Source organism: Microbacterium sp. 18062 (assembly GCF_902706225.1).
Lineage (GTDB): Bacteria > Actinomycetota > Actinomycetes > Actinomycetales > Microbacteriaceae > Microbacterium.
Genome location: NZ_CACSKB010000005.1, coordinates 54,854 through 76,784 on the forward strand (window position 1 = coordinate 54,854; position 21,931 = coordinate 76,784).

Genomic DNA, 21,931 nt, shown 5'->3' on the forward strand with positions numbered 1-21,931 from the left:
GAACGCGAACGACGAAGCCCAGGCGAGAAACATGCTCTCACCTGGGCTTTTGTGTCGGGATGACAGGATTTGAACCTGCGACCCCCTGACCCCCAGTCAGGTGCGCTACCAAGCTGCGCCACATCCCGTTGTTCACTTTTCAGGCTGAAACAGCCGCTACCGCACTTGACCCCCAGTCAGGTGCGCTACCAAGCTGCGCCACATCCCGTTGCCGCCCGCACGCGGGCAACTCGACTATCTTAGCCGGTCCGCCGACCGACAGCGAAACACGACCGCCCCTGGCGTGCCGCGGCCGCACCCGTCAAGTCCTTCGCCGTGTCGACGCCCCCGAGTACCGTCTCGGCATGGGCACGATCACCGTTCTTCCCGCGGCCGCAGACCGATTCGATGCCGTCGAGCACGCGCTCATCGGGGGCGGCGACGGCCGCTCCTGCCAGCGCCAGTGGTGGACGCTCACCAGCGCCGAGTTCCAGCGCACCCCCGCACGGAGCTCCTCCGCCAGGAGACCCGGGAGCCGCGCGCCCCGGGCCTCGTCGCCGAGATCGGCGGCGAGGCCGCGGGTTGGGTGCGCCTGGGCCCCCGCACCCGCCAGCGCCGACTCGCGCGCACGAGGCTCTTCGGGCCCAACTCTCCCGAGCCCTGGGACGACCACACGGTCTGGGCCGTCAGCTGCTTCTCCGTGCGTAAGGAGTTCCGCCGACAACGCGTCGCCACGGCCCTTCTGTCCGGGGCCGTCGACTTCGCCCGCGATCACGGCGCACGCGTCATCGAGGGGTATCCGATCGACACCTCCGCCGGGCAGGTCGGTTCGAACGAGCTCTACATCGGAGCTCTCCGCACCTTTCTCGATGCCGGGTTCACCGAGACCGCCCGGCCCCGCGCCGATCGCGCGATCGTCGCCCTCGGCCTGCGCTGAACCGCCGGCGCGCTACCGTGGTTCGATGCGCACCGCCGCGGAGTCCGCCCCCGTCACCACGCCGCCGCGATCGTGGTGGTGGGGCTTCGCGCTGTTCACCACGGTCTCCCTCGTACACGTCGTGGCACTGGGGCTCGGCACCGACGCGATCGCCGCCCCGACCAAACTCGCTCTCATGCCCGCGCTCGCGGTGGCTGCGCTCTGGGCCGGCCGCGGCTCCGGATGGGGCACGCCCTACACCGCCCTCTTCCTCGCGCTCGCCCTCTCCTGGCTCGGCGACGGCGCCGGCGCGTTCTTCCCGGATGCGCCGACCGTGCCGGTCATGCTGCTGTGCTTCGGCCTCGCCCACCTCGTCTACATCTGGCTGTTCGCCCGACCGCTCGCCCTTAGGCGCCTCCCCGCCTGGTCGCTCGTGTACGCCGCCTGGTGGGTCGCACTCCTGCTCATCCTGTGGCCGCACCTCGGCGGCCTCGCCATCCCCGTCGCCGCCTACGGGCTGGTCCTCGGCGGCACCGCGGCCGCCGCCGCGCGGTGCGGACCGGTCATCGCCACAGGCGGAGCGTTCTTCCTCGTCTCCGACACCGTGCTCGCGTTCCGTCTCTTCCTCCCCGAGGCGATGCCCGGGGAGGCGAGCCCGGTCGTCATGCTGACGTACTGCCTCGGACAGGGACTGCTCGTCGCGGGCGTCGTCCGGCATCCGGCCTCGCGCCGGGAGGCGACGAGATGACGGATGCCGCCTCCCCCGTCCGCGTCGACTCGTGGCTCTGGGCGGTCAGGGTCTACAAGACCCGCTCCGCCGCCACCACCGCGTGCCGAGCCGGGCACGTGCGCGTCGGCGGCGAGCGCGCGAAGGCCGCCCAGCTCGTGCGCCCCGGCGACGAGATCCGCGTGCGCATCGCCGGCTTCGACCGCATCCTGATCGTGCGCCAGACGATCACGAAGCGGGTGAGCGCGCCCCTCGCCGCCGCGGCCGCCGACGACCAGACGCCGCCACCGCCACCGCGCGAGTCGGTGCCGTTCGTGCCCGTCCGCGATCGCGGCGCGGGCCGGCCCACCAAACGCGAGCGACGCGAGACCGATCGCCTGCGCGGACGCACGACCGAGTAGCCGTTCGCACACGTCAGCCGGCTGCCCCGCGATCGAGCAGCGGTCCGTCCGTCACTCCTCCAGCAGGTCGAGCAGCCAGCCGGCACCGTGCACGGTCGCGCCGGCGGCCTCGCATCGCGCCACGAGTGCACGATCGCTCGTCACCACGGTGACGAGCCGACCCGCCGCGGCGAGCGAGACGACCCGGGCGACGATCTCGTCGTCGCCGGATGCCGGCGCCGCCACCGTCTGCACGAGCTCAGGACCGTCGACCGCGAGGACGTCCCGCGCCTTCCCCTCGACGACCAGCACGAAAGCCGGGAACCAGTGCTGCTCACCGAGCCCCAGCGCCGGCGCGGGCACCCCCGTCTCGGCGAGCGCGGCGATCCGTCCGCGCAGCCGCTCGGTCGCCCCCGCCCTGTCCCGCCACCAGCCGTCCGGCACCGACCCGACCACGTTCGCCGCATCCACCACGATCACCGGACGCGCCTCGAGCAGCCCCCGCAGCACCGTCCACGAATCCGCGAACCCCGGATGCAGCGGGTACGTGTCCACCTCGCCGATCGGCACCCACGACAGCTCGACGCTCTCGGGGTCGCTGATGACCGCCTCGAACGGCCGCACGACATCGGCCACCAGCGTGGTGTACGACCAGTAGCCGAGATCGAGCACGCTCAGCAGACGCGGTCGCACGGCGCGTTCGGGCACCCCGGCCTCTTCGGTCGCCTCACGGATCGCTCCGTCCGTGGCGGACTCACCCTCGTGCCGGGCACCGCCGGGCAACGCCCACGTGCCCCCGAAGTGGCTCCACGAGACCCGGTGCTGCAGCAGAACGCCGCGCCGCGCGTCCACGGCCAGCAGACCGGCCGCGCCGAACCGACCCCAGTACCGCTCCCCCGACGGCGCGATCACCCAGGCGTCCCCCGGATCCCGCGGCCCCAGCGGACGCCGCGGCTCACCGGGCAGGGGCGGCTGGATGGTCACCTCTCCAGCCTGTCACATCGGCACTCTCGCGCGTCCTCACGTGTCGTCCTGACACCAAAGTCCTCACGCTTCGTCTCGCTGCGCTCGCGGTTCCCGAGCGGGGATCGACGCTCCAACACGACACGACACGACGCGCAGCGCCCGCAGGAACCTCGCGTTATACACCCGATCGCCGCGCACGGCGGGAGCCACGCGCGGCACTGTACGCCCCCACAACAGCGAGCCCGAGAGGACGGACCTCTTCCTGTGTGCTGAGCACATATTGTGCGCAGATCGATATCCACCCCCATATGTTGGGGGGGTACGACGCTCCATCATCCGTAGCGCCGCTCTCCCCCGCCACTCCCAAGGAGCGCAGTGTGACCACGTCCATCGACCCGACCCTCACCACGATCGAATCCGCCCGCAGCATCCCCGTCGCCGCGACGATCGACGAGTACCTGGACCGCAGGGACTGGCGCGTCAACGCCAACGCCAACCAGGGCTACTCGCTCGGCGGCCTCATCCTGAACTCCTCGGGCAAGCTCGTCGCCAACTACTGGCTCGACGAGGTCTACGCCCCGGAGGCGGGCGCCGCGCACCGCGCCGGAGACCTGCACATCCACGATCTCGACGTCTTCGCGGGATACTGCGCGGGGTGGTCGCTTCGCACCCTCCTCGAACAGGGGTTCAACGGCGTGCCCGGCCGCATCGCCTCGAGCCCCGCCCGGCACTTCTCCAGCGCGCTCGGCCAGATCGTCAACTTCCTCGGCACCTTGCAGAACGAGTGGGCGGGCGCGCAGGCGTTCAGCTCGTTCGACACCTACCTCGCCCCCTACGTGCGCCTCGACGGCCTGGATCAGGATGCGGTGCGCCAGGGCATCCAGGAGATGGTCTTCGACCTCAACGTGCCCTCGCGATGGGGCACGCAGACGCCCTTCACCAACCTGACGTTCGACTGGACGTGCCCCGACGACCTCGCGGCGCAGCATCCCCTCGTCGGCGGCGACGTCTGCGAGTTCGCCTACGGCGACCTCGCCCCCGAGATGGCGATGATCAACCGCGCATTCATCGAGGTCATGACCGCCGGCGACACCGACGGGCGGGCGTTCACCTTTCCGATCCCGACCTACAACATCACCTCGGACTTCGACTGGGACACCCCCGAGGTCGAGGCCCTGTTCACCATGACGGCCAAGTACGGGCTGCCCTACTTCCAGAACTTCGTGAACTCCGACCTCGACCCGAGCATGATCCGCTCGATGTGCTGCCGGCTGCAGCTCGATCTCACCGAGCTGCTCAAGCGCGGCAACGGACTCTTCGGATCCGCCGAGCAGACCGGATCGATCGGTGTCGTCACGATCAACTGCGCCCGGCTCGGATTCGTGCACGGCACCGACACCACCGCGCTCCTCGCGCGGCTCGACGAGCTGCTGGAGATCGCACGCGACAGTCTCGAGGCCAAGCGCGAGGTGATCGCGCACCACCTCGACGGAGGGCTCTTCCCCTACACCCGGCGCTACCTGGGGACGTTCGACAACCACTTCTCCACGATCGGTGTGAACGGGCTGAATGAGCTGATCCGCAACGTCAGCGGCGGCGAGGACGACATCTCCACCCTCACCGGCATGGCCCTGGCGAGTGAGATCCTCGACCACGTCCGCGCGCGGATGGTGGAGTTCCAGGAACAGACCGGCCACATGTACAACCTCGAGGCCACGCCCGCCGAGAGCGCCACCTACCGGTTCGCACGATCGGATGCGGAGCGCTTCCACGCGTGGACGGATGGCGGGATCCTGCAGGCCGGCACGGCGACGAACCCCTACTACACGAACTCGTCGCAACTCCCCGTCGGGTTCACGGACGACGCGTTCGAGGCCATGACCCTGCAGGAGGATCTGCAGCAGAAGTACACCGGCGGCACGGTGCTGCACCTCTACATGGGCGAGGCGGCGCCCTCGCCCGCAGCCTGCCGGGCGCTCGTCCGGCGGGCGCTCGAGCGCTTCCGCATCCCCTACCTCACCGTCACCCCGACGTTCTCGATCTGCCCGGGCCACGGCTACCGCTCCGGCGAGCACCCGACGTGCCCGGACTGCGGCGCGGCCTGCGAGGTGTGGACCCGGGTGATGGGCTACTTCCGGCCGGTCTCGTCGTTCAATGTCGGCAAGCAGGGCGAGGCCGCGGAACGTGTGCCGTTCTCGTACGACGCCGCCGAGCCGTACCTCGCGCCGGCGATGGTGTGACCATGGCCGCCACGAACCTGACGCCCACCCGAGTCGCGGCGCCGCGCGTCGCCGGGCTCTCCCGGTTCTCGACGGTCGACTGGCCGGGCATGCTCGTCGCGACGATCTTCCTGCAGGGCTGCCCGTGGGACTGCGTGTACTGCCACAATCCCGACCTCATCGACCCGCGGCGGGAGACGGACATGTCCTGGGTCGACGTGATGGCGTTCCTGCGGTCCCGCACCGGCCTGCTCGACGGCGTCGTCTTCTCGGGCGGCGAGCCCACGATGCAGCGCGCGCTGCGACCGGCGATCGAGGAGGTGCGGGAGCTGGGCTTCGCGGTCGGCCTCCACACCGCCGGGGCGTACCCGACGCTCCTCGCCCGCGCGCTGCCGCTCGTCTCGTGGGTGGGCATCGACGTCAAAGCGGCCTTCGCGGAGTACGGCGCCGTCACCGGCCGGCCCCGCAGCGGATCGGCCGCGGAGCGGTCCCTGGCACTGGTCGTCGCGAACCACCTGCTCCGGCGCGGCACGCCGCATCCGCTCGCCTACGAGGTGCGCACGACCGTGCACCCCGACCTCATCGACGACGCCCGGCTGGCGTCGCTCGGCCGGGACATCGCCGAGCGCGGCGCGACACGGTGGGCCGTGCAGCGCTACCGTGCGACCGGCGCCCGGTCCGGCGCGCCGGCCGGACGGCCGCTGCGCCTCGACGACCTCCCCCGCGAGCTGTTCGCCGAGGTGGTCGTGCGGTGATCGCGACGGCGCGCAGCAGGACGAAATCCGGTCAGCGCTGCTTGCGCTCGCGCACCCGCATGTTGACGACGATCGGCGTGCCCTCGAAGCCATAGAGCTCGCGCAGGCGCCGCTGGATGAACCGGCGGTAACCCGGATCGAGGAACCCCGTCGTGAACAGCACGAACGTCGGCGGGCGCGTGCTCGCCTGGGTGCCGAACAGGATGCGGGGCTGCTTGCCGCCGCGCAGCGGATGCGGGTGCTCGGCCACGAGCTCGGCGAGGAACGCGTTGAACTTGCCCGTCGAGATGCGCTGGTCCCACGACGTCAGCGCCGTCTCGAGCGCGGGCACGAGCCGCTCGAGGTGACGACCGGTGCGCGCCGAGATGTTCACCCGAGGCGCCCAGGCGACGTGCGCGAGGTCCTGCTCGATCTCGCGCTCGAGGTAGCGCCGGCGGTCGATGTTCTCCATGTCGTCGTCGGCGAGACGGTCCCACTTGTTGAACGCCAGCACGAGCGCACGGCCGGACTCCAGCACCATGTCGATGATGCGCACGTCCTGCTCGCTGAGCGGCTGCGAGACGTCCAGCACGACGACGGCGACCTCCGCCTTCTCGAGGGCGGCCGAGGTGCGCAGCGACGCGTAGAAGTCGGCGCCCTGCTGCAGGTGCACGCGACGCCGGATGCCGGCGGTGTCGACGAGACGCCACAGCTTGCCGCCGAGCTCGACGATCTCGTCGACCGGATCGCGGGTCGTGCCCGCGAGCTCGTTCACGACGACGCGCTCCTCGCCGGCGGCCTTGTTCAGCAGCGACGACTTGCCGACGTTCGGCCGGCCGAGGATCGCCACGCGGCGGGGTCCGCCGATCTCGTGCTTCGCGACCGCCGAGACCGTGGGCAGCACCTTCATGAGCTCGTCGAGGAGATCCGCCACCCCGCGGCCGTGGATCGCCGACACCGGATGCGGCTCGCCGAGCCCCAGGTTCCAGAGCGCCGCCGCCTCGGGCTCGTGCCGGGCGTCGTCGATCTTGTTGGCCACCAGGAGCACCGGCTTGCCGCTGCGGCGCAGCAGCTTCACGACGTGCTCGTCGGTCGACGTCGCGCCGACGATCGCGTCGACGACGAACAGCACCACGTCGGCGAGGTCGATGGCGATCTCCGCCTGGGCCGCGACCGAGCGGTCGATGCCGCGGGCGTCGGGCTCCCAGCCGCCGGTGTCGACGAGCGAGTAGCGGCGATCGAGCCATTCGGCCTTGTAGGTGACACGGTCGCGCGTGACCCCGGGGGTGTCCTCGACGACCGCCTCACGACGGCCGATGATCCGGTTCACGAGCGCCGACTTGCCGACGTTCGGGCGTCCGACGATCGCGACGACCGGCAGCGCCGGCGAGTACTGGATCCCGTCGACGGCGCCCACGAGACCGGCGAGGACCGCGGCGTCCTCGTCCTCCAGGTCGTAGTCCTCGAGCGACGCGCGCAGGGCGATCGCCCGCTGCTCGGCGAGCGTCTCGTCCAGGTCCGCCAGCTTCTCCTCCAGCTGGTCCGGCCCTGCTTCGTACTCGTCCTCAGCGCGCATCGTGCACCTCCTGCTTCTGCTCGACGAGAGCGAGAACCGCCCGCACCGATCCTTCGAAATCGAGCTCCGTCGTGTCGACCGCCTCGACGCCCGGCGCGGCGGTCGTGAAGTCCGCCACCGCCGAGTCCGACGCGTCGCGCCGGTGCAGCGCGTCGGCGACCGCCGCGGCATCCTCGCTCGTCAGCTCCGCGGATCGCCGCGCCGCGCGCACCTCGGGAGAGGCCGTCAGCAGCACCCGGACGGGCGCGTCGGGGGCGACGACGGTCGTGATGTCGCGCCCTTCCACGACCACGCCCTGGCGACCCGACAGCTCGACGAGAGCCCGGAAGCGCGCGTTGACCGCATGACGGACGATCGGGATGCGGGCGACACCGCTCACCGCATCGGCCACCCGCGGCTCGCGGATCGCTGCGGTCACGTCGGCGTCGCCGACCCGCACGCCGTACTCGTCGGGGTCGAGCGAGATCGAGAGGTCGAAGTCGCCCATCACCTCCACGACGGCCGTCGCATCGGAGGTGTCGATCCCGTGGTCGAGCGCGTGCCAGGCGAGCGCCCGGTACACCGCCCCGGTGTCGAGGTAGCCGAAGCCGAGACGGCGGGCGACCTCCTTCGAGACTGACGACTTGCCGCTGCCGGCGGGTCCGTCGATCGCGACGACGAAGACGTCCTCATTCATTCGCTGTGCTCGCAATCTTCCATCCGCGCTCCTGCAGGCCCGCGACGGCGGGTCCGGCGGCGCTGGGCACGACACTGATCTCGGCGAGGCCGAACTGGGCGCCCGGCGAGTGCTCGAGACGCAGATCCTCGACGTTCACCCCGAGCTCGCCGAGCTCGCCGAACAGGCGTCCGAGCTGGCCGGGGGTGTCGTCGACCATGACGACGATCGTCTCGAACCGGCGGTTCTGCCCGTGCTTGCCCGGAAGACGCTCGACACCCTGGTTGCCGCGACGGATGGCGTCGGCCACCGCTCGTCGCGCGCCGGGAGCCTCGGGCACGCGCAGCGCATCGGACACCGCGGCCAGATCGGCGGCGAGGTCGTCGAGCACCTCGACGACCGGCGTCGCGTTCCCGCCCAGGATCTGCACCCAGAGCTCGGGAGCAGAGGCCGCGATGCGCGTGGTGTCGCGGACTCCCTGGCCCGCCAGGCGCAGCGAGCCCTCGGGGGCTTCGACGAAGCGTCCGGCGAGCAGGCTCGCGACCAGCTGCGGCACGTGCGAGACGAGCGCCACCGACCGGTCGTGCTCTTCCGGGCTCATCTCGAGCGGCGTCGCACCGAGATCGAGCGCGAGGCCTTCGACGAGGGCGAGATCGGCCGCCGAGGTCTCGCCGTCGCGGCAGACGACCCACGGACGGCCGATGAACAGGTCGGCGCGGGCCGCGATGGCGCCGCCCCTCTCGCGTCCGGCCAGCGGGTGCGAGCCGATGTAGCGGCGGAGGTCGACGCCCCGGCCGCGGAGCTCGTGGAGCGGGGCGAGCTTGACGCTCGCGACGTCCGTCACCACGGCATCGGGGTACGCGAGCAGCTCGCATTCGATCACGCGGGCGGTCACATCCGGCGGCACGGCGACGACGACGAGCGCCGGGCGGTCGTCGGGATCGGCGGCACGGCCCGCGCCGTAGTCGATCGCGAGCTGAAGCTGGGCGGGCGAGGTGTCGTCGAGGGCGACGTCGACCCCGAGGGCGGTGAGCGCATGACCGACACTCGCGCCGAGCAGGCCCGCGCCGACGACACGCACGGTGCCCGCCGTCCGCGCCGCGACGCGCGCGGACGCGTCGGCTGCGATGGTCTCGCTCACTCGTTCTCCTGCTCTTCGGGCGGCGCCTCGTCGACGCCGCGGCGCGCGAGCGTGAGAAGCGCACCCCGCTCCACTGTAGTCAACTCCCGCACGCGTCCGGCTGCGAGCGATCCCAGGTGCAGGGGGCCGAACTGACGCCGCACGAGCTCGAGCACCGGATGGCCGACCTCGGCCAGCATCCGGCGGACGATGCGGTTGCGCCCCGAGTGCAGGGTGAGCTCCACCAGGCTCGTGTCGCCCGAGGTGTCGAGCAGGCGCGCCTTGTCGGCCGCGATCGGGCCGTCCTCGAGCTCGACGCCGCGGGTGAGGCGCGCGACCGTCTGCGGCGTGACGCGGCCCTCGACCTTCGCGATGTACACCTTCGTGACCCCGAACGAGGGATGCGCGAGCACGTGAGCGAGTCCCCCGTCGTTCGTCAGGACCAGCAGTCCGCTCGTGTCGGCGTCGAGACGGCCGACGTTGTAGAGCCGTTCGTCCCAGTCCTTCGCGTACTGCCGGAGATCCGGGCGTCCGCGGTCGTCGCGCATCGAGCTGACCACGCCGGTCGGCTTGTTGAGCATCACATAGCGCTTGGACTGGTCGAGCTGGACGGCGGTCCCGTCCACGTCGACCAGATCCGTCTCGGGATGGATGCGGCTGCCGAGCTCGGTGACGGTCTCGCCGTTCACCCGCACCCTCCCGGCCACGATCAGGTCCTCCGCGACGCGTCGCGATGCGACTCCCGCATTGGCGAGCACCTTCTGCAGGCGCACGCCCTCCGCATCGGCCGATCCTCGTTCACTCATCGCCATCCCTCTCCGGCGGCGCGCCCGCGCGCGCTCATCGTGTGATCTCGTCGAATCCGGCCGATCCGTCGTCGAGCAGCGGCGAGATGTGCGGCAGCTCATCGAGCGCGTTGATGCCGAGGTGCCCGAGCAGCGCGTCGGTCGTGCCGTACAGGATCGCCCCCGTCTCACCGTCGTGTCCCACCTCGGTGATGAGCCCACGGCCGGCCAGTGTCCGCACCACGGAGTCCACGTTGACGGCGCGGATCGAGGCGACCTGCCCGCGCGTCACGGGCTGCTTGTAGGCGATGACCGCGAGGGTCTCGAGCGCCGCCTGCGACAGGCGCGAGGGCTGCTGGGTGCCGAGGAAGTCGGCGATCAGGCGGTCATAGTCCTCGCGCACGTAGAGGCGCCATCCGCCGCCCACCTCGCGCAGCTCGAAGCCGCGCTGCGGACCGTCGGCCAGTCCGTCGTAGTCGGCGACGAGGGCGGCGATCGCCTTGCGCACCGCCGGCACCGGGGCGCTCACCGCGGCCGCGAGGCTCACGATGCTGTGCGGCTCGTCGACGAGCAGCAGCACCGCCTCGAGACGGCGGGCCACCGATCCGACGTCCTGCGGCCAGCCGGCGCCGGCCGGGTCGGCGGTCGCGATCGTCGGGTCATCGGTCATAGTCGGCTCCTAGGGTGGCGAGGCTCTCGTCGGACCAGCGCTCCGCGCTCCAGCGCAGGGTCAGCTCGCCGAGCGGCTCGAGCTGCTCGAACGACAGGGCGGAGCGGCGGTACAGCTCGAGAACGGACAGGAATCGAGCCACGACGACGCCCGGGACCGTGACCCCCGCGACGAGCTCGCGGAACGACAGGGTGCCGCGGTCGCGCAGGAGCGTGACGACGATCGCCGCCTGCTCCCGGATGCTGACCAGCGGCGCGTGCAGGTGGTCCAGGCCCACGATCGGCATCTCTTTCGGGGCCGTGGCGAGCACGGCGAGTGCGGCGAAGTCGTCGGGGCTGAGCGTCCAGACGAGCTCCGGGGCGGCGCGGCGGTACTTCTCGTCGATCCGGACGCTGCGGGTGTGCCGTCGATCCTCGCGCTCGAGGCAGCGGGCGAACCACGCCGACACCTCTTTGAAGGCGCGGTACTGCAGCAGGCGTGCGAAGAGCAGGTCGCGGGCCTCGAGAAGGGCGACGGCCTCGGCATCGACGAGCTCGCCCTGGGGAAGCAGACCCGCCACCTTCATGTCGAGCAGGGTCGCCGCCACGACGAGGAACTCCGACGCCTCGTCGAGCTCGGCATCCGGACCGAGTGCCCGGAGGTAGGCGATGAACTCGTCGGTGACCGTGCTGAGTGCGACCTCGGTGATGTCGAGCTCGTGCTTGGAGATCAGCGTCAGGAGAAGGTCGAACGGCCCGTCGAACACGCCGAGGGACACCCGGAAACCGCTCTCCTCCGTGATCGGGGCGCCGGTCGGCCCGTCGGCGGGCACGACGGCTCCGGGGTCGATCGCGACGTGGTCGTCCTCAGGCGACGGCGCCACGGGCGACCAGCTCCCGCGCGAGCCGCAGGTAGGCCTGCGCGGCCGCGTGCTCGGGGGCGAACTCGGTGATCGGCATGCCCGACACCGAGGCGTCCGGGAACTTGACGGTCCGGCCGATGACGGTCTCGAGCACATCGTCGCCGAACGCCTCGACGACGCGCTCGAGCACCTCGCGGGAGTGGAGCGTCCGCGGGTCGTACATCGTGGCGAGCACGCCGTCGAGCGTGATGCTGGGGTTCAGCCGGTCGCGCACCTTGTCGATCGTCTCGATCAGCAGCGCGACGCCGCGCAGCGCGAAGAACTCGCACTCGAGCGGGATGAGCACGCCGTGGCTCGCCGTCAGGGCGTTGACGGTCAGCAGCCCCAGCGAGGGTTGGCAGTCGATGAGGATGACGTCGTACTCCGCCGTGATGTTCCGGAGCACGCGGGCGAGGATCGTCTCCCGCGCCACCTCGTTGACCAGGTGCACCTCGGCCGCCGACAGGTCGATGTTCGCGGGCATGACGTCGAGTCCCTCGACGGACGTGTGCACGATCGCGTCGCGCGGGTCGCGCTTCGTGTCGAGCAGCAGGTCGTAGATCGTGGGCGCGTCGTGCGTGTGGATGCCGAGCCCCGCCGACAGCGCGCCCTGCGGGTCGAAGTCGACCGCCAGCACCTTGCGGCCATAGGCCGCGAGGGAGGCGGCGAGGTTGATGGTGGTCGTCGTCTTGCCGACGCCGCCCTTCTGGTTGCAGAGGGCGATGATGCGCGCGGGGCCGTGGCTGTCGAGCACCGGAGGCGTGGCGAAGCCGTGATACGGACGCCCCGTCGGCCCCAGCGGTGTGTCGTCCTTCGTCGACGACTTCCCTGCTGCCTTGCCTGCGCGCTCCGCCACCGTACTCCTGCTCTCGGGTCCTTCGGACGATTCTAGCGACGCGCGGACGCGACGCGGGGAGGGCGTGCCGCGCGCGGTGCCCTCCCCGTCGCCGTCACGCCGCGGTACGACGGCGCGACGCGCGGAGCGCGACCGCGCCGAGAAGCAGCGCGAGCACACCTCCGGCGATCCATACCCCGGGCGCGTCCGCCCCGCTCGCGGCCAGCAGGTGCGACCCCTCCTCGGTCACCTCGGGCGGGGCGACCGGGTCGACCACCGGCTGCACGCCGTTGATCGCCGATGTGTCGTTGGCGAGGGACGCCGTGACGAAGGCCATCGCGCCGAGCATGATCCCGAGCCCCTCGTCGTTCACGTTGGCGAGGTCGTCCTGGGGCGTGTGGTAGTTCGGGTCCTGCGGGATCCCCGCGGTCCCGCCGAACAGCGCCACCTGTTCCGCGGTCTTCTCATCGTCGGCGCCGGTGAACAGGCCGGAGGCGGGGATGCCTGCCGCGATGAACGCCTGGTAGTCGCTACGGCCGTCGAACTCCGTGTCGATCCACGGCTGGCCGATCGCGTCGAAGTAGTCGGTGAACACGGCCTCGGTCGCGACCGAGCCCTCCGGCACCACCACCGGAGCCGGATAGGTGGACTCGTTCGCGTCGTACACGGAGATGACGTAGTTGGGCGAGGCGACCATGTCGAAGTTGAGATAGGTGGCGATCTCGTCGAGCTCCGCCTCGTCGTTCGCGGCGAGATCGTCGACGTAGTGCGTCGATCCGAGCAGCCCCACCTCCTCGGCACCCCACCAGGCGAAGCGCACCTGGTTCTCGAGCTCCCCGGATGCGGCGAGCTGCAGCGCGATCTCGAGGATCGCCGCCGAGCCGGAGCCGTTGTCGTTGATGCCCGGCCCCTCGGGCACCGAGTCGAGGTGCGCCCCGACCATGACGGTGTTGTCGGTGCGCCCCGTGGGCGTGTCGGCGATGACGTTGAACGTGTCGACGGCCGTGACCGTCTGCTGCAGGTTCAGATCCGCGGTCACGGCGCCCGACGACAGCGCCGCCAGGATCGAGGCGCCCTGCGACTGGAGGATGCCCACGGCGGGCACGAGGTCGGGCGTCTGCTCGCCCAGCGTGCCGTTGAGGGGGCCCGCCTCGTGGTTGTACACGATGACGGCGACGGCGCCGAGCGCGGCAGCGGTCGTGACCTTCTCGCCGAAGGTGCAGTCACCGCGCGAGACGAGGGCGATGGCGCCCGTCGGGTCGGCGCCGTCCCAGTCTGCCGCGGTGCAGCCGATCGCGACCGTCGGTGCGACGATCGGCACGTCCGCGATCCCGCCGGCCGGAGTGCTGGGGGTGAACTCCATCGGGACGCCGAGCGGGTCAGGCGTGCCGTCGCCGTCCTCGTCGTCGGTGAAGGTGAAGCCGTCCACGGCGAACGTGTACTCCTGGATCTCCTGCACGTCGGCCTCGAAGTGCTGGCGCAGCGGGGTGTAGCCGGCCGCCGTCAGGGCGGCCTCGATGTACGCGGCGCTCGCCTCGTAGCCGCTCGTCCCGGCGGCGCGGTTGCCGCCGTTCTCGCCGGCGATCTCCTGGAAGGCCTGGAGATGGGCGCGGATCGCCGCGACGGTCACCCGGTCCTCGAGGTCGACGGGATCGACGGCGGCGGCCGGCGCGATGCCGGCGGCCAGCGCCAGCACGACACCCGCTCCTGCTCCGAATCCGATGGTGACCCTGCTGCGCTGCGTCGTGCTCACGTGGTTTCCCTCTCGCGTCGCCCCGGTGGGACTGAGGGTAACGGCTGCGCGTCCCGGACGTCGAGGATTTTCCACATCCCCGCGCCCGCGATCCCGGCGGACCAGGACCTGCGGGTCAGAACAGGCTGCCGAGTGCATCGAGCCGCACCTGCGCGACCACCGCGATGAGCGCGAGGTCCGCGATCGCGACCAGCGGCGCCCATGAGCCGAGCCACCGTCCGACCCGGCGTTCCCCCGCACGGCGCCCCCCGGCCAGCGTCCAGCCGAGGGTGACCCAGAAGAGCGGGATGGTGACGAGCCAGACGACCATGCACCACGGGCACAGCGAGCCGTACTCGAACACGCTGCGATAGGCCAGCACGTGCACGAAGACGAAGCCCGCGGCGACGAACCCCTGATACACGAGCCAGAACCAGCGCCGCATCCCGGACCGTGCGGCGAGGCCGCTCACACCCGCGTACACCGGGCCGAGGAACATCACGACGCCGATGATCGAGTTTGAGAAGCCGAGGAGGTTGCCGCCCGGCGAGAGCAGATTGGGCCCGCAGGTGACCACGACGCTCAGCTGGCACGACACGAGCGGATCGGCGCCGGTGAGCTGTCCGATGTATTCGAGGTACAGCAGGAACGAGACCGCCCAGCCGATCAGGCCCGCGACGATCCAGAAGACGGCGAGGGCACGCGACGGGGATGCGGAGCGAGAGGTCACGCCCCGATCCTCGTCCGCGACGGGGCCGCTGCGCGTGCCGTCGCGCCAGGAATAACCGCGCCGGGCTCGACACGGAGCCAGGTCCGATGGCGCCAGTTTCCTGCAACGGCGGCCGAAGTATCAGGCGCCACCACAGGACGAGAGCACCGCCACTGGACGAGCGCGCCATGACGCCACGAGAGCGCCATCGCACGACGTCACCGCGCGCGGGGGTGTGAGGTGATGTAGACATCGCGCAGGGCGTCGACGCTCACGTGGGTGTAGATCTGGGTCGTCGCCACGGAGGAGTGGCCGAGCAGCTCCTGCACCACGCGGACGTCCGCGCCCCCCTGCAGCAGGTGCGTCGCGAACGAGTGGCGCAGGGTGTGCGGCGACACGTGCGCCTCGATACCGGCGCGCTCGGCCGCGGACTGCAGCACCGCCCACGCGCTCTGCCGCGACAGCGGTGCCCCGCGCGCGCCGAGGAACAGCCGAGGGGTTCCCGTGCCACGACGGGCGAGCTCCGGTCGCGCTCGGGTCAGATAGGCGTCGGTCGCGGCCCGGGCGTACGAGCCCACCGGAACGATCCGCTCCTTCGCCCCCTTCCCGCGCACCCGCAGCACGTCGCCGTGCGCGAGATCGTCGACGTCGAGCTGCACGAGCTCCGACACGCGCGCGCCGGTCGCGTACAGCAGCTCGACCAGCGCACGGTCCCGGATGGCGACGAGCTCTGCGGCCACGTCGGAGCCGGGCGCGGGCCCGGACGCCTCGAGCAGGCTCTCGACCTGGGCGATCGTGAGCGCCTTCGGCAGCCGCTGCGGCAGCTTCGGCGGGCGCAGCGCCTCGGTGGGATCGTCGCCCGCGATGCCCTCCCGCACGAGGAAGCGGTGGAGCCCCCGCACCGACGACTGCATCCGGGCGAGGCTCGTCGCCGCGGGGCGCGGCTCGGCGCCGGCACGATCGGCGGCGAAGTCCGCCACGAGAGCGGGGGTGACCTCCGCCACCTCGGCCGCCCCGTGCTCGGCGAGCCATCCGGTGTATCCGGCGAGGTCGCGCCGGTACGCCTCGACCGTGTGGGCCGAGAGGCCACGCTCGATCGTCACGTGCCGCAGGTAGACCTCGACCGCGCGCTCGATCCGCACGTCAGGACTCCGCGCCGGCGCGCCTTCGCCGCTCGGCGGTGGCGAACAGCCCCGCCATCAGGATGCCGTTGCGCATCCGCCCCTCGAGCACGGCCGCGATCGCGTCGTCGAGCGGGACCCACTCCATCCGGATGTCGGCCTCCTCGTCCTCGCGCGCGTGCGCCTCGGAGATCGGGCTGAGCCCGCGCGCGAGGAACAGGTGCACGATCTCGTCGTTGCCCCCCGGCGTGGTGAACATCTCGACCAGCGGCGCCCACGATGTCGCCTCGAGGTCGGCCTCCTCGGCGAGCTCGCGTCGCGCGGCCTCCATCGGGCTCTCCCCCGCCACGTCGAGCAGCCCGGCGGGGATCTCCCAGTCGCGGTGCCGGATCGGATGCCGGTACTGCTGGATCAGCAGCACGCGCCCGTCGTCGTCGAGCGCGACGACGGCCGCCGCCCCGGGGTGCTCGACGTACTGCCGCACGATCTCGCCCCCGTTGTACCGGACGGTGTCGGAGCGCACGTTCCAGACGCGCCCGCGGTAGACGAGATCGCCGGCGACGACGTCCGGCCGGACCGGCTCGTCACGCAGCGCCTCGCTCGCGTCAGCCATTGTCGACGTCGAACAGCTCGCTCGCGCGGTGCCGCTCGAGCGCCGCGCCGACGAGTCCCCGGAACAGCGGATGCGGAGCCGTCGGGCGCGACCGCAGCTCCGGGTGGGCCTGGGTCGCGATGTAGTAGGGGTGCACGGACCGCGGCAGCTCGACGTACTCGACCAGATTGCGGTCGGGCGAGAGCCCGGAGAACACGAGCCCCGCCTCGGCGAGCTGATCGCGGTAGGCGTTGTTCACCTCGTAGCGGTGCCGATGGCGCTCCGATGCCTCGGGGACGCCGTAGACCTCGGCGGCGATCGATCCCTCGCGCAGCTGCGCCGGGTAGAGACCGAGCCGCATCGTGCCGCCCAGGTCGCCGCGGTCGATGATGTCGACCTGCTCGGCCATCGTCGCGACGACCGGGAACTCCGTGTCGGGGTCGAACTCGCTCGAGGAGGCCCCCGGCAGGCCCGCCTTGTTGCGCGCATACTCGATCACCATGCACTGGAGACCAAGGCAGATGCCGAGGGTCGGGATGCCCTGTTCGCGGGCGAAGCGCAGCGCGCCGAGCTTGCCCTCGATGCCCCGGATGCCGAAGCCCCCGGGGACGATGATGCCGTCGACGCCCGCCAGCGCCTTCGCGGCGCCCTCCGGCGTCTCGCAGGTGTCCGAGGGGATCCACGTGATCGTGACCTGGGTCTCGTGCGCGAAGCCGCCCGCCTTCAGCGCCTCGGTGACCGACAGGTAGGCGTCGGGAAGGTCGATGTACTTTCCGACGAGCCCGACGGTGACCTCGTGCTTCGGGTTGTGCACCGCGCCGAGCACCTGCTGCCAGCGCGACCAGTCCACGTCACCGGCCTTGCCCAGCCCCAGGGTGCGCACGATGTACTCGTCGAGACCCTGATCGTTCAGCATCGTCGGGATGTCGTAGATGCTCGGCACGTCGACGGCGTTCACGACGGCGAGCTCGTCGACGTCGCACATGAGGGCGATCTTGCGCTTGTTGGAGTCCGTGACCGGGCGGTCGCTGCGGAGCACGAGCGCGTCGGGCTGGATGCCGATCGAGCGCAGCGCCGCCACGGAGTGCTGGGTGGGCTTCGTCTTCTGCTCCCCCGACGCGCCCATGAACGGCACGAGCGACACGTGCACGAAGAACACGTTCTGCCGACCGAGCTCGTGACGGATCTGCCGCGCCGACTCGATGAACGGCTGCGACTCGATGTCGCCGACCGTGCCGCCGATCTCGGTGATGATCACGTCGGGCCGCGGCTGCTCGTCGGCCTGCAGGCGCATCCGGCGCTTGATCTCGTCGGTGATGTGCGGGATGACCTGCACGGTGTCGCCCAGGTACTCGCCGCGGCGCTCGCGCGCGATCACCTGCGAGTAGATCTGCCCGGTCGTGACGTTCGCGGCCTGGCTGAGCTCGATGTCGAGGAAGCGCTCGTAATGCCCGATGTCGAGGTCGGTCTCGGCGCCGTCGTCCGTCACGAAGACCTCGCCGTGCTGGAACGGGTTCATCGTGCCCGGATCCACGTTCAGATACGGGTCGAGCTTCTGCATCACCACGTGGAGGCCGCGGGCGGTGAGGAGGTTGCCGAGACTGGCGGCTGTCAGGCCCTTGCCCAACGAGGAGACGACACCGCCCGTCACGAAAATGTGCTTGGTGGTGTCGTCGTGGGAACCGCGAGAAAGGCCTGAGGCAGGAGAGTGCGTCACGGGCTTCCATCCTATCAGGGCGTGGGACGGGCGAGCGCGAGCAGTTCGCGCGCGTGGGTCAGTGCTGCATCCGAGTCTGCCAACCCGGACAGCAGCCGCGCCATCTCGGCTTCGCGCGCCGGGCCTTCGAGGCGCTGCACGCTGGAGGAGGTCACCGACCCGTCGCTGGCCTTGACGACGCTGAGGTGGTTGTTCGCGAAGGCCGCGACCTGCGCGAGGTGCGTCACGGCGATGACCTGGGAGGTCTGCGCGAGCCGGGCGAGACGGCGCCCGACCTCGATGGCCGCGGCACCGCCGATGCCCGCGTCGACCTCGTCGAAGACGAACGTCGGCACCGGATCGGTCGCTGCGATGACGACCTCGATGGCGAGCATGACGCGGCTGAGCTCGCCGCCGGAGGCGCCCCTCGCCACCGAGCGGGGCTCGGCGCCCGGATGCGGCGCGAGCAGGATGGCGACGTCATCGCGGCCGGACACGGTCTCGGCGCCTGCCGTCACCGACACCTCGACACGGGCGTCGGGGAGGGCGAGCGCGCGGAGCTCCTCGGTCACGGCAGCGCCGAGGCGCTCCGCGGCCCGCGTCCGCGCCTCGGTGAGGGCGGATGCGGACGCATCGAGCTCGGCGGCGGCCGCCACCCGCTCCTGCTCGAGCCGCGCCACGCGGGAGCCGTCGTCCTCGAGCTCGGCGAGACGCAGCGCCCCGGTCTCGGCGACGCGCAGTGCGTCGTCGAGGGAGCCGTGCGCGCGGACCAGGGCGGAGAGCACGGCGCGACGCTCCTCGACGGCGGCGAGCTCCGCCGGTCCGCTCTCGTCCAGGTCGGCCAGATAGCTGGCGACACCCGCCGCGAGGTCGGCGAGCCGGTACCCCGCGTCGGCCGCCTGCTCGGCGAGGTCCCGCAGCGCATCGTCGCTGCCGGACGCCCGTTCCAGCGAACGACGCGCCTCGGCGACGAGGGTGATGGCGTCGGGGCCGTCGTCGTTCGACAGCACGGTGTGGGCGAGGGCGGCGGCGGCGCGCAGCTCTTCGACGTTGGCGAGCCGCTCCGCGCGCTGGGCGAGGACGACGTCCTCCCCCGCCTGCGGCTGCGCGGCCTCGATGTCGGTGAGCGCGGCGCGCAGCTCCTCCGCCTCGCCGACGCGCTCGTCGCGCGCCGAGACGAGACCCTCCAGCTCGCCGGTCACGGCGCGGACACTGTGGTAGGCCGCACGGTACCCGGTCAGAGCCGTGGCGACCGGCTCGCCCCCGAACCGGTCGAGGGCATCGCGTTGCGCGGCGGACGAGCGCAGCCGGAGCTGGTCGGACTGCCCGTGCACGACGACGAGGAGATCCGCGAGGTCGGCGAGCACGCCGACCGGAGCCGAACGCCCGCCGACGGTCGCGCGGCTGCGGCCCTCACCGCTCAGCGTCCGTCCGAGCATCAGCTCGGCGCGACCTCCGCCGACGGGGTCGACGTCGCCGCCGGCGTCCCGCACGCGCTCGGCGACGGGTCCGTCCTCGTCGACGAGCCAGACGCCGTCGACGGCCGCGGAACCAGTGCCGGAGCGGACCGCACCGGAGTCCGCCCGCTGACCGAGCAGGAGCCCGAGCCCCGTCACGACCATGGTCTTGCCCGCCCCGGTCTCGCCGGTGATCGCCGTGAACCCGGCGCCGACCGGCAGCGTGGCATCGGCGATCACGCCGAGATCCCGCAGGCGCATCTCCTCGATCACGCGGGGGCTCCCCCTGCCGTGCGCGGCGGGCGCGCGTCGGGTCCCCGCCATCCGGTGACCGGAAGACGGAACTTCTCGACGAGGCGGTCGGTGAACGCCGGCGGATGGAGGCGTGCCAGGCGCACCGGTCGGGTCGAACGGCGGATGACGACACGTGCGCCCGGCGGCAGCTCGTGGGATCGTCTGCCGTCGCACCAGAGGATGCCGGTCCCGTTCGTGCGGGCCAGCACCTCGATCGCGACCGAGGTCTCCGGGCCGACGACGAGCGGCTTGGCGAACAGGGCGTGCGCCGACAGCGGGACGACCGCCATAGCCTCCACCGTGGGCCAGATGACCGGGCCGCCGGCGGAGAAGTTGTAGGCGGTCGAGCCGGTCGGGGTGGAGACCACGACGCCGTCGCAGCCGAAGCTCGAGAGCGGGCGGCCATCGACCTCGATCACGACCTCCAGCATCCGCTCGCGGCTCGCCTTCTCGACGGTCGCCTCGTTGAGCGCCCAGGTCTCGTAGATGACGGCGCCCGAGACGTCCTTGACCCGTACCGCGAGGGCGAGACGCTCCTCCACGCGGTAGTCACGGGCGATGACGCGGGCGACGGCCTCGTCCATGTCGTCGCGCTCGCTCTCGGCGAGGAACCCGACGTGGCCGAGATTGATGCCGAGGACCGGTGCCGTGCCACCGCGCACCAGCTCCGCGGCGCGCAGGATCGTGCCGTCTCCGCCCAGGACGATCGCCAGCTCGATGTCGGCGAGGGGCACATCCACGCCCAGCGCCGGCAGGTCGGCGCAGACCGGCAGCACCTCGACGAGCTCGGCCTGGTCGTCCTCGGCCAGCACGGGGACCGCGCCCGCGGCGCGAAGCGCCTGGATGACGCGGTGCGCGGCCTCGACGGTCTCGTCACGGCGCGCGTGCGCGACCACGAGGATGTGGCGTTCGCCGGTCATCGCACTCCCGTCAGCTCGATCACGGTGCTCTCCCATTCTGTCGGAATGCCGCCCCCGTGACGGCCGAGATGCACCACGTACTCGCTGTTGCCGTGCGTCCCCACGATCGGAGAGCCGATCAGGCCCCGGGTTCGAAGCCCGAGATCCCACGCCCTCCACAGCACTCTCGACACGGCGTCCGCGCGCAGCGCCGCGTCGGTGACGAGGCCTCCGCGCACCGCTGTGCGACCGACCTCGAACTGCGGCTTGATCAGCAGGACGACGTCTGTGTCTTCGGCGACGATCTCCCCGACCGACGGCAGGACGAGCTCGAGGGAGATGAACGACAGGTCGCCGGTCACGATCGAGGGCGCGAACGGCCGACCGGCGACCTCGGCGAGCGACCGCGCGGTCATGAACCGCACGTTGAAGCCCTCGACCGCGATCACCCCGGGATCCTCCGCCACCGGCGCGGCGAGCTGCCCATGACCGACGTCGACCGCCAGCACCGGATCGGCGCCGCGTTCGCGCAGCACCTGGGTGAAGCCGCCCGTCGACGCCCCCATGTCGAGAGCCGCGCGCCCGGCGGCGTCGATCCCGAAGGCATCGAGAGCGGCGATCAGCTTATGCGCGGCGCGGCTGACGTAGTGGTCGGCCCCGTCGAGCTCGATCAGGGTCCCGGCGTCCACCGGGAACGACGGCTTCACCACCGGACGCCCGTCCACCCGCACCAGTCCGTCGGCGATGACCCCGGCGGCGTGGGTGCGGGAGCGGGCGAGTCCGCGTGCGGCGAGCTCCGCGTCCAGTCGCGGGGTCATGCCGAGGGCGGACCCGACTCGAGCTGGCGGGCGAGGTCGTCGAGCAGCGCGGCGTATGCGCTCGCTCGGGCGGCGAGCGGCTGCTGCTCGATCACCTCGAGGGTGGGCAGCAGGTCGTCGGCGCCGGTGGGCTCCGCCGCATCCGGGTCATCGCGGTCCATGCCCCCCAGG

Annotated in this window: 22 protein-coding genes and 1 tRNA gene; 5 read left to right on the top strand and 18 right to left on the bottom strand. The window is 71.7% G+C overall.

Going from position 1 to position 21,931, the window contains the following annotated elements:
* Nucleotides 1-54: 54 nt before the first annotated feature.
* Nucleotides 55-128, bottom strand: a tRNA-Pro gene (locus GVL03_RS03200).
* A gap of 314 nt (nt 129-442) precedes the next feature.
* Between GVL03_RS03200 and GVL03_RS03205 the strand changes: the two genes are divergently transcribed.
* From GVL03_RS03205 to GVL03_RS03215, 3 genes are read left to right on the top strand one after another with little or no spacing between them, the layout of a single operon-like run.
* Nucleotides 443-916: a GNAT family N-acetyltransferase gene (locus GVL03_RS03205; protein ID WP_306770308.1), complete on the top strand. Its 474-nt coding sequence runs from the start codon at nt 443-445 to the stop codon at nt 914-916.
* A gap of 25 nt (nt 917-941) precedes the next feature.
* Nucleotides 942-1,643: a lysoplasmalogenase gene (locus GVL03_RS03210; RefSeq protein ID WP_159499449.1), complete on the top strand. Its 702-nt coding sequence runs from the start codon at nt 942-944 to the stop codon at nt 1,641-1,643.
* A complete protein-coding gene (locus GVL03_RS03215; protein WP_159499451.1) occupies nt 1,640-2,023 on the top strand; it encodes an RNA-binding S4 domain-containing protein in 384 nt (127 codons plus the stop codon). Before GVL03_RS03210 ends, GVL03_RS03215 begins: the two co-directional genes overlap by 4 nt.
* Before the next feature lie 51 nt (nt 2,024-2,074).
* On the opposite strand, the gene GVL03_RS03220 is transcribed toward GVL03_RS03215, so the two are convergent.
* Nucleotides 2,075-2,986 (bottom strand): NUDIX domain-containing protein, encoded by a 912-nt coding sequence (locus GVL03_RS03220; RefSeq protein WP_159499453.1) that lies wholly within the window; start codon nt 2,984-2,986, stop codon nt 2,075-2,077.
* Nucleotides 2,987-3,378: 392 nt separating this feature from the next.
* Between GVL03_RS03220 and GVL03_RS03225 the strand changes: the two genes are divergently transcribed.
* Both GVL03_RS03225 and GVL03_RS03230 read left to right on the top strand, forming a co-directional pair.
* Complete coding sequence (locus GVL03_RS03225) at nt 3,379-5,208, top strand: ribonucleoside triphosphate reductase (RefSeq protein ID WP_159499567.1); 1,830 nt, start codon at nt 3,379-3,381, stop codon at nt 5,206-5,208.
* A 2-nt stretch (nt 5,209-5,210) separates the two neighbouring features.
* Nucleotides 5,211-5,942, top strand: a complete 732-nt coding sequence (locus GVL03_RS03230) for an anaerobic ribonucleoside-triphosphate reductase activating protein (RefSeq protein WP_159499455.1) — start codon at nt 5,211-5,213, stop codon at nt 5,940-5,942.
* A gap of 31 nt (nt 5,943-5,973) precedes the next feature.
* Here the strand turns inward: GVL03_RS03230 and der are convergent, their stop codons facing one another.
* The 16 genes from der to GVL03_RS21985 all read right to left on the bottom strand — a co-directional run bounded on the left by der (nt 5,974) and on the right by GVL03_RS21985 (nt 21,921).
* Nucleotides 5,974-7,497: a ribosome biogenesis GTPase Der gene (gene der, locus GVL03_RS03235; RefSeq protein ID WP_159499457.1), complete on the bottom strand. Its 1,524-nt coding sequence runs from the start codon at nt 7,495-7,497 to the stop codon at nt 5,974-5,976.
* Nucleotides 7,487-8,173 carry a (d)CMP kinase gene (gene cmk, locus GVL03_RS03240; protein ID WP_159499459.1) on the bottom strand — a complete coding sequence of 229 codons (687 nt, stop codon included), beginning with the start codon at nt 8,171-8,173 and terminating at the stop codon, nt 7,487-7,489. Before cmk ends, der begins: the two co-directional genes overlap by 11 nt.
* Nucleotides 8,166-9,293 (bottom strand): prephenate dehydrogenase, encoded by a 1,128-nt coding sequence (locus GVL03_RS03245; RefSeq protein WP_159499461.1) that lies wholly within the window; start codon nt 9,291-9,293, stop codon nt 8,166-8,168. Before GVL03_RS03245 ends, cmk begins: the two co-directional genes overlap by 8 nt.
* The gene (locus GVL03_RS03250; protein WP_159499463.1) at nt 9,290-10,078 is read right to left on the bottom strand and encodes a pseudouridine synthase; all 789 of its coding nucleotides are present in this window, start codon (nt 10,076-10,078) and stop codon (nt 9,290-9,292) included. The genes GVL03_RS03245 and GVL03_RS03250 overlap by 4 nt, the downstream gene beginning before the upstream one ends.
* A gap of 34 nt (nt 10,079-10,112) precedes the next feature.
* A complete protein-coding gene (scpB, locus tag GVL03_RS03255) occupies nt 10,113-10,727 on the bottom strand; it encodes an SMC-Scp complex subunit ScpB (protein ID WP_159499465.1) in 615 nt (204 codons plus the stop codon).
* Complete coding sequence (locus tag GVL03_RS03260) at nt 10,717-11,538, bottom strand: ScpA family protein (RefSeq protein WP_235038001.1); 822 nt, start codon at nt 11,536-11,538, stop codon at nt 10,717-10,719. The genes scpB and GVL03_RS03260 overlap by 11 nt, the downstream gene beginning before the upstream one ends.
* Before the next feature lie 34 nt (nt 11,539-11,572).
* The gene (locus GVL03_RS03265) at nt 11,573-12,463 is read right to left on the bottom strand and encodes a ParA family protein (RefSeq protein WP_159499467.1); all 891 of its coding nucleotides are present in this window, start codon (nt 12,461-12,463) and stop codon (nt 11,573-11,575) included.
* A 94-nt stretch (nt 12,464-12,557) separates the two neighbouring features.
* On the bottom strand, nt 12,558-14,195 hold the full coding sequence (locus GVL03_RS03270; RefSeq protein WP_235037998.1) for a M20/M25/M40 family metallo-hydrolase: 1,638 nt from the start codon (nt 14,193-14,195) through the stop codon (nt 12,558-12,560).
* 115 nt (nt 14,196-14,310) lie between these two features.
* Nucleotides 14,311-14,904 (bottom strand): vitamin K epoxide reductase family protein, encoded by a 594-nt coding sequence (locus GVL03_RS03275; RefSeq protein ID WP_159499471.1) that lies wholly within the window; start codon nt 14,902-14,904, stop codon nt 14,311-14,313.
* A gap of 197 nt (nt 14,905-15,101) precedes the next feature.
* Nucleotides 15,102-16,025: a site-specific tyrosine recombinase XerD gene (gene xerD, locus GVL03_RS03280; RefSeq protein WP_159499473.1), complete on the bottom strand. Its 924-nt coding sequence runs from the start codon at nt 16,023-16,025 to the stop codon at nt 15,102-15,104.
* Nucleotide 16,026: 1 nt separating this feature from the next.
* Nucleotides 16,027-16,617: an NUDIX hydrolase gene (locus GVL03_RS03285; RefSeq protein WP_159499475.1), complete on the bottom strand. Its 591-nt coding sequence runs from the start codon at nt 16,615-16,617 to the stop codon at nt 16,027-16,029.
* The gene (locus GVL03_RS03290) at nt 16,610-18,313 is read right to left on the bottom strand and encodes a CTP synthase (RefSeq protein WP_159499477.1); all 1,704 of its coding nucleotides are present in this window, start codon (nt 18,311-18,313) and stop codon (nt 16,610-16,612) included. The genes GVL03_RS03285 and GVL03_RS03290 overlap by 8 nt, the downstream gene beginning before the upstream one ends.
* Before the next feature lie 14 nt (nt 18,314-18,327).
* Nucleotides 18,328-20,022, bottom strand: a complete 1,695-nt coding sequence (recN, locus tag GVL03_RS03295; RefSeq protein ID WP_159499571.1) for a DNA repair protein RecN — start codon at nt 20,020-20,022, stop codon at nt 18,328-18,330.
* Complete coding sequence (locus GVL03_RS03300; protein WP_159499479.1) at nt 20,019-20,963, bottom strand: NAD kinase; 945 nt, start codon at nt 20,961-20,963, stop codon at nt 20,019-20,021. The genes recN and GVL03_RS03300 overlap by 4 nt, the downstream gene beginning before the upstream one ends.
* Nucleotides 20,960-21,760, bottom strand: coding sequence for a TlyA family RNA methyltransferase (locus GVL03_RS03305; RefSeq protein ID WP_159499481.1), 801 nt, complete (start codon nt 21,758-21,760; stop codon nt 20,960-20,962). Before GVL03_RS03305 ends, GVL03_RS03300 begins: the two co-directional genes overlap by 4 nt.
* Nucleotides 21,757-21,921 (bottom strand): hypothetical protein, encoded by a 165-nt coding sequence (locus tag GVL03_RS21985; protein WP_200847044.1) that lies wholly within the window; start codon nt 21,919-21,921, stop codon nt 21,757-21,759. Before GVL03_RS21985 ends, GVL03_RS03305 begins: the two co-directional genes overlap by 4 nt.
* Between the last annotated feature and the right edge of the window lie 10 nt (nt 21,922-21,931).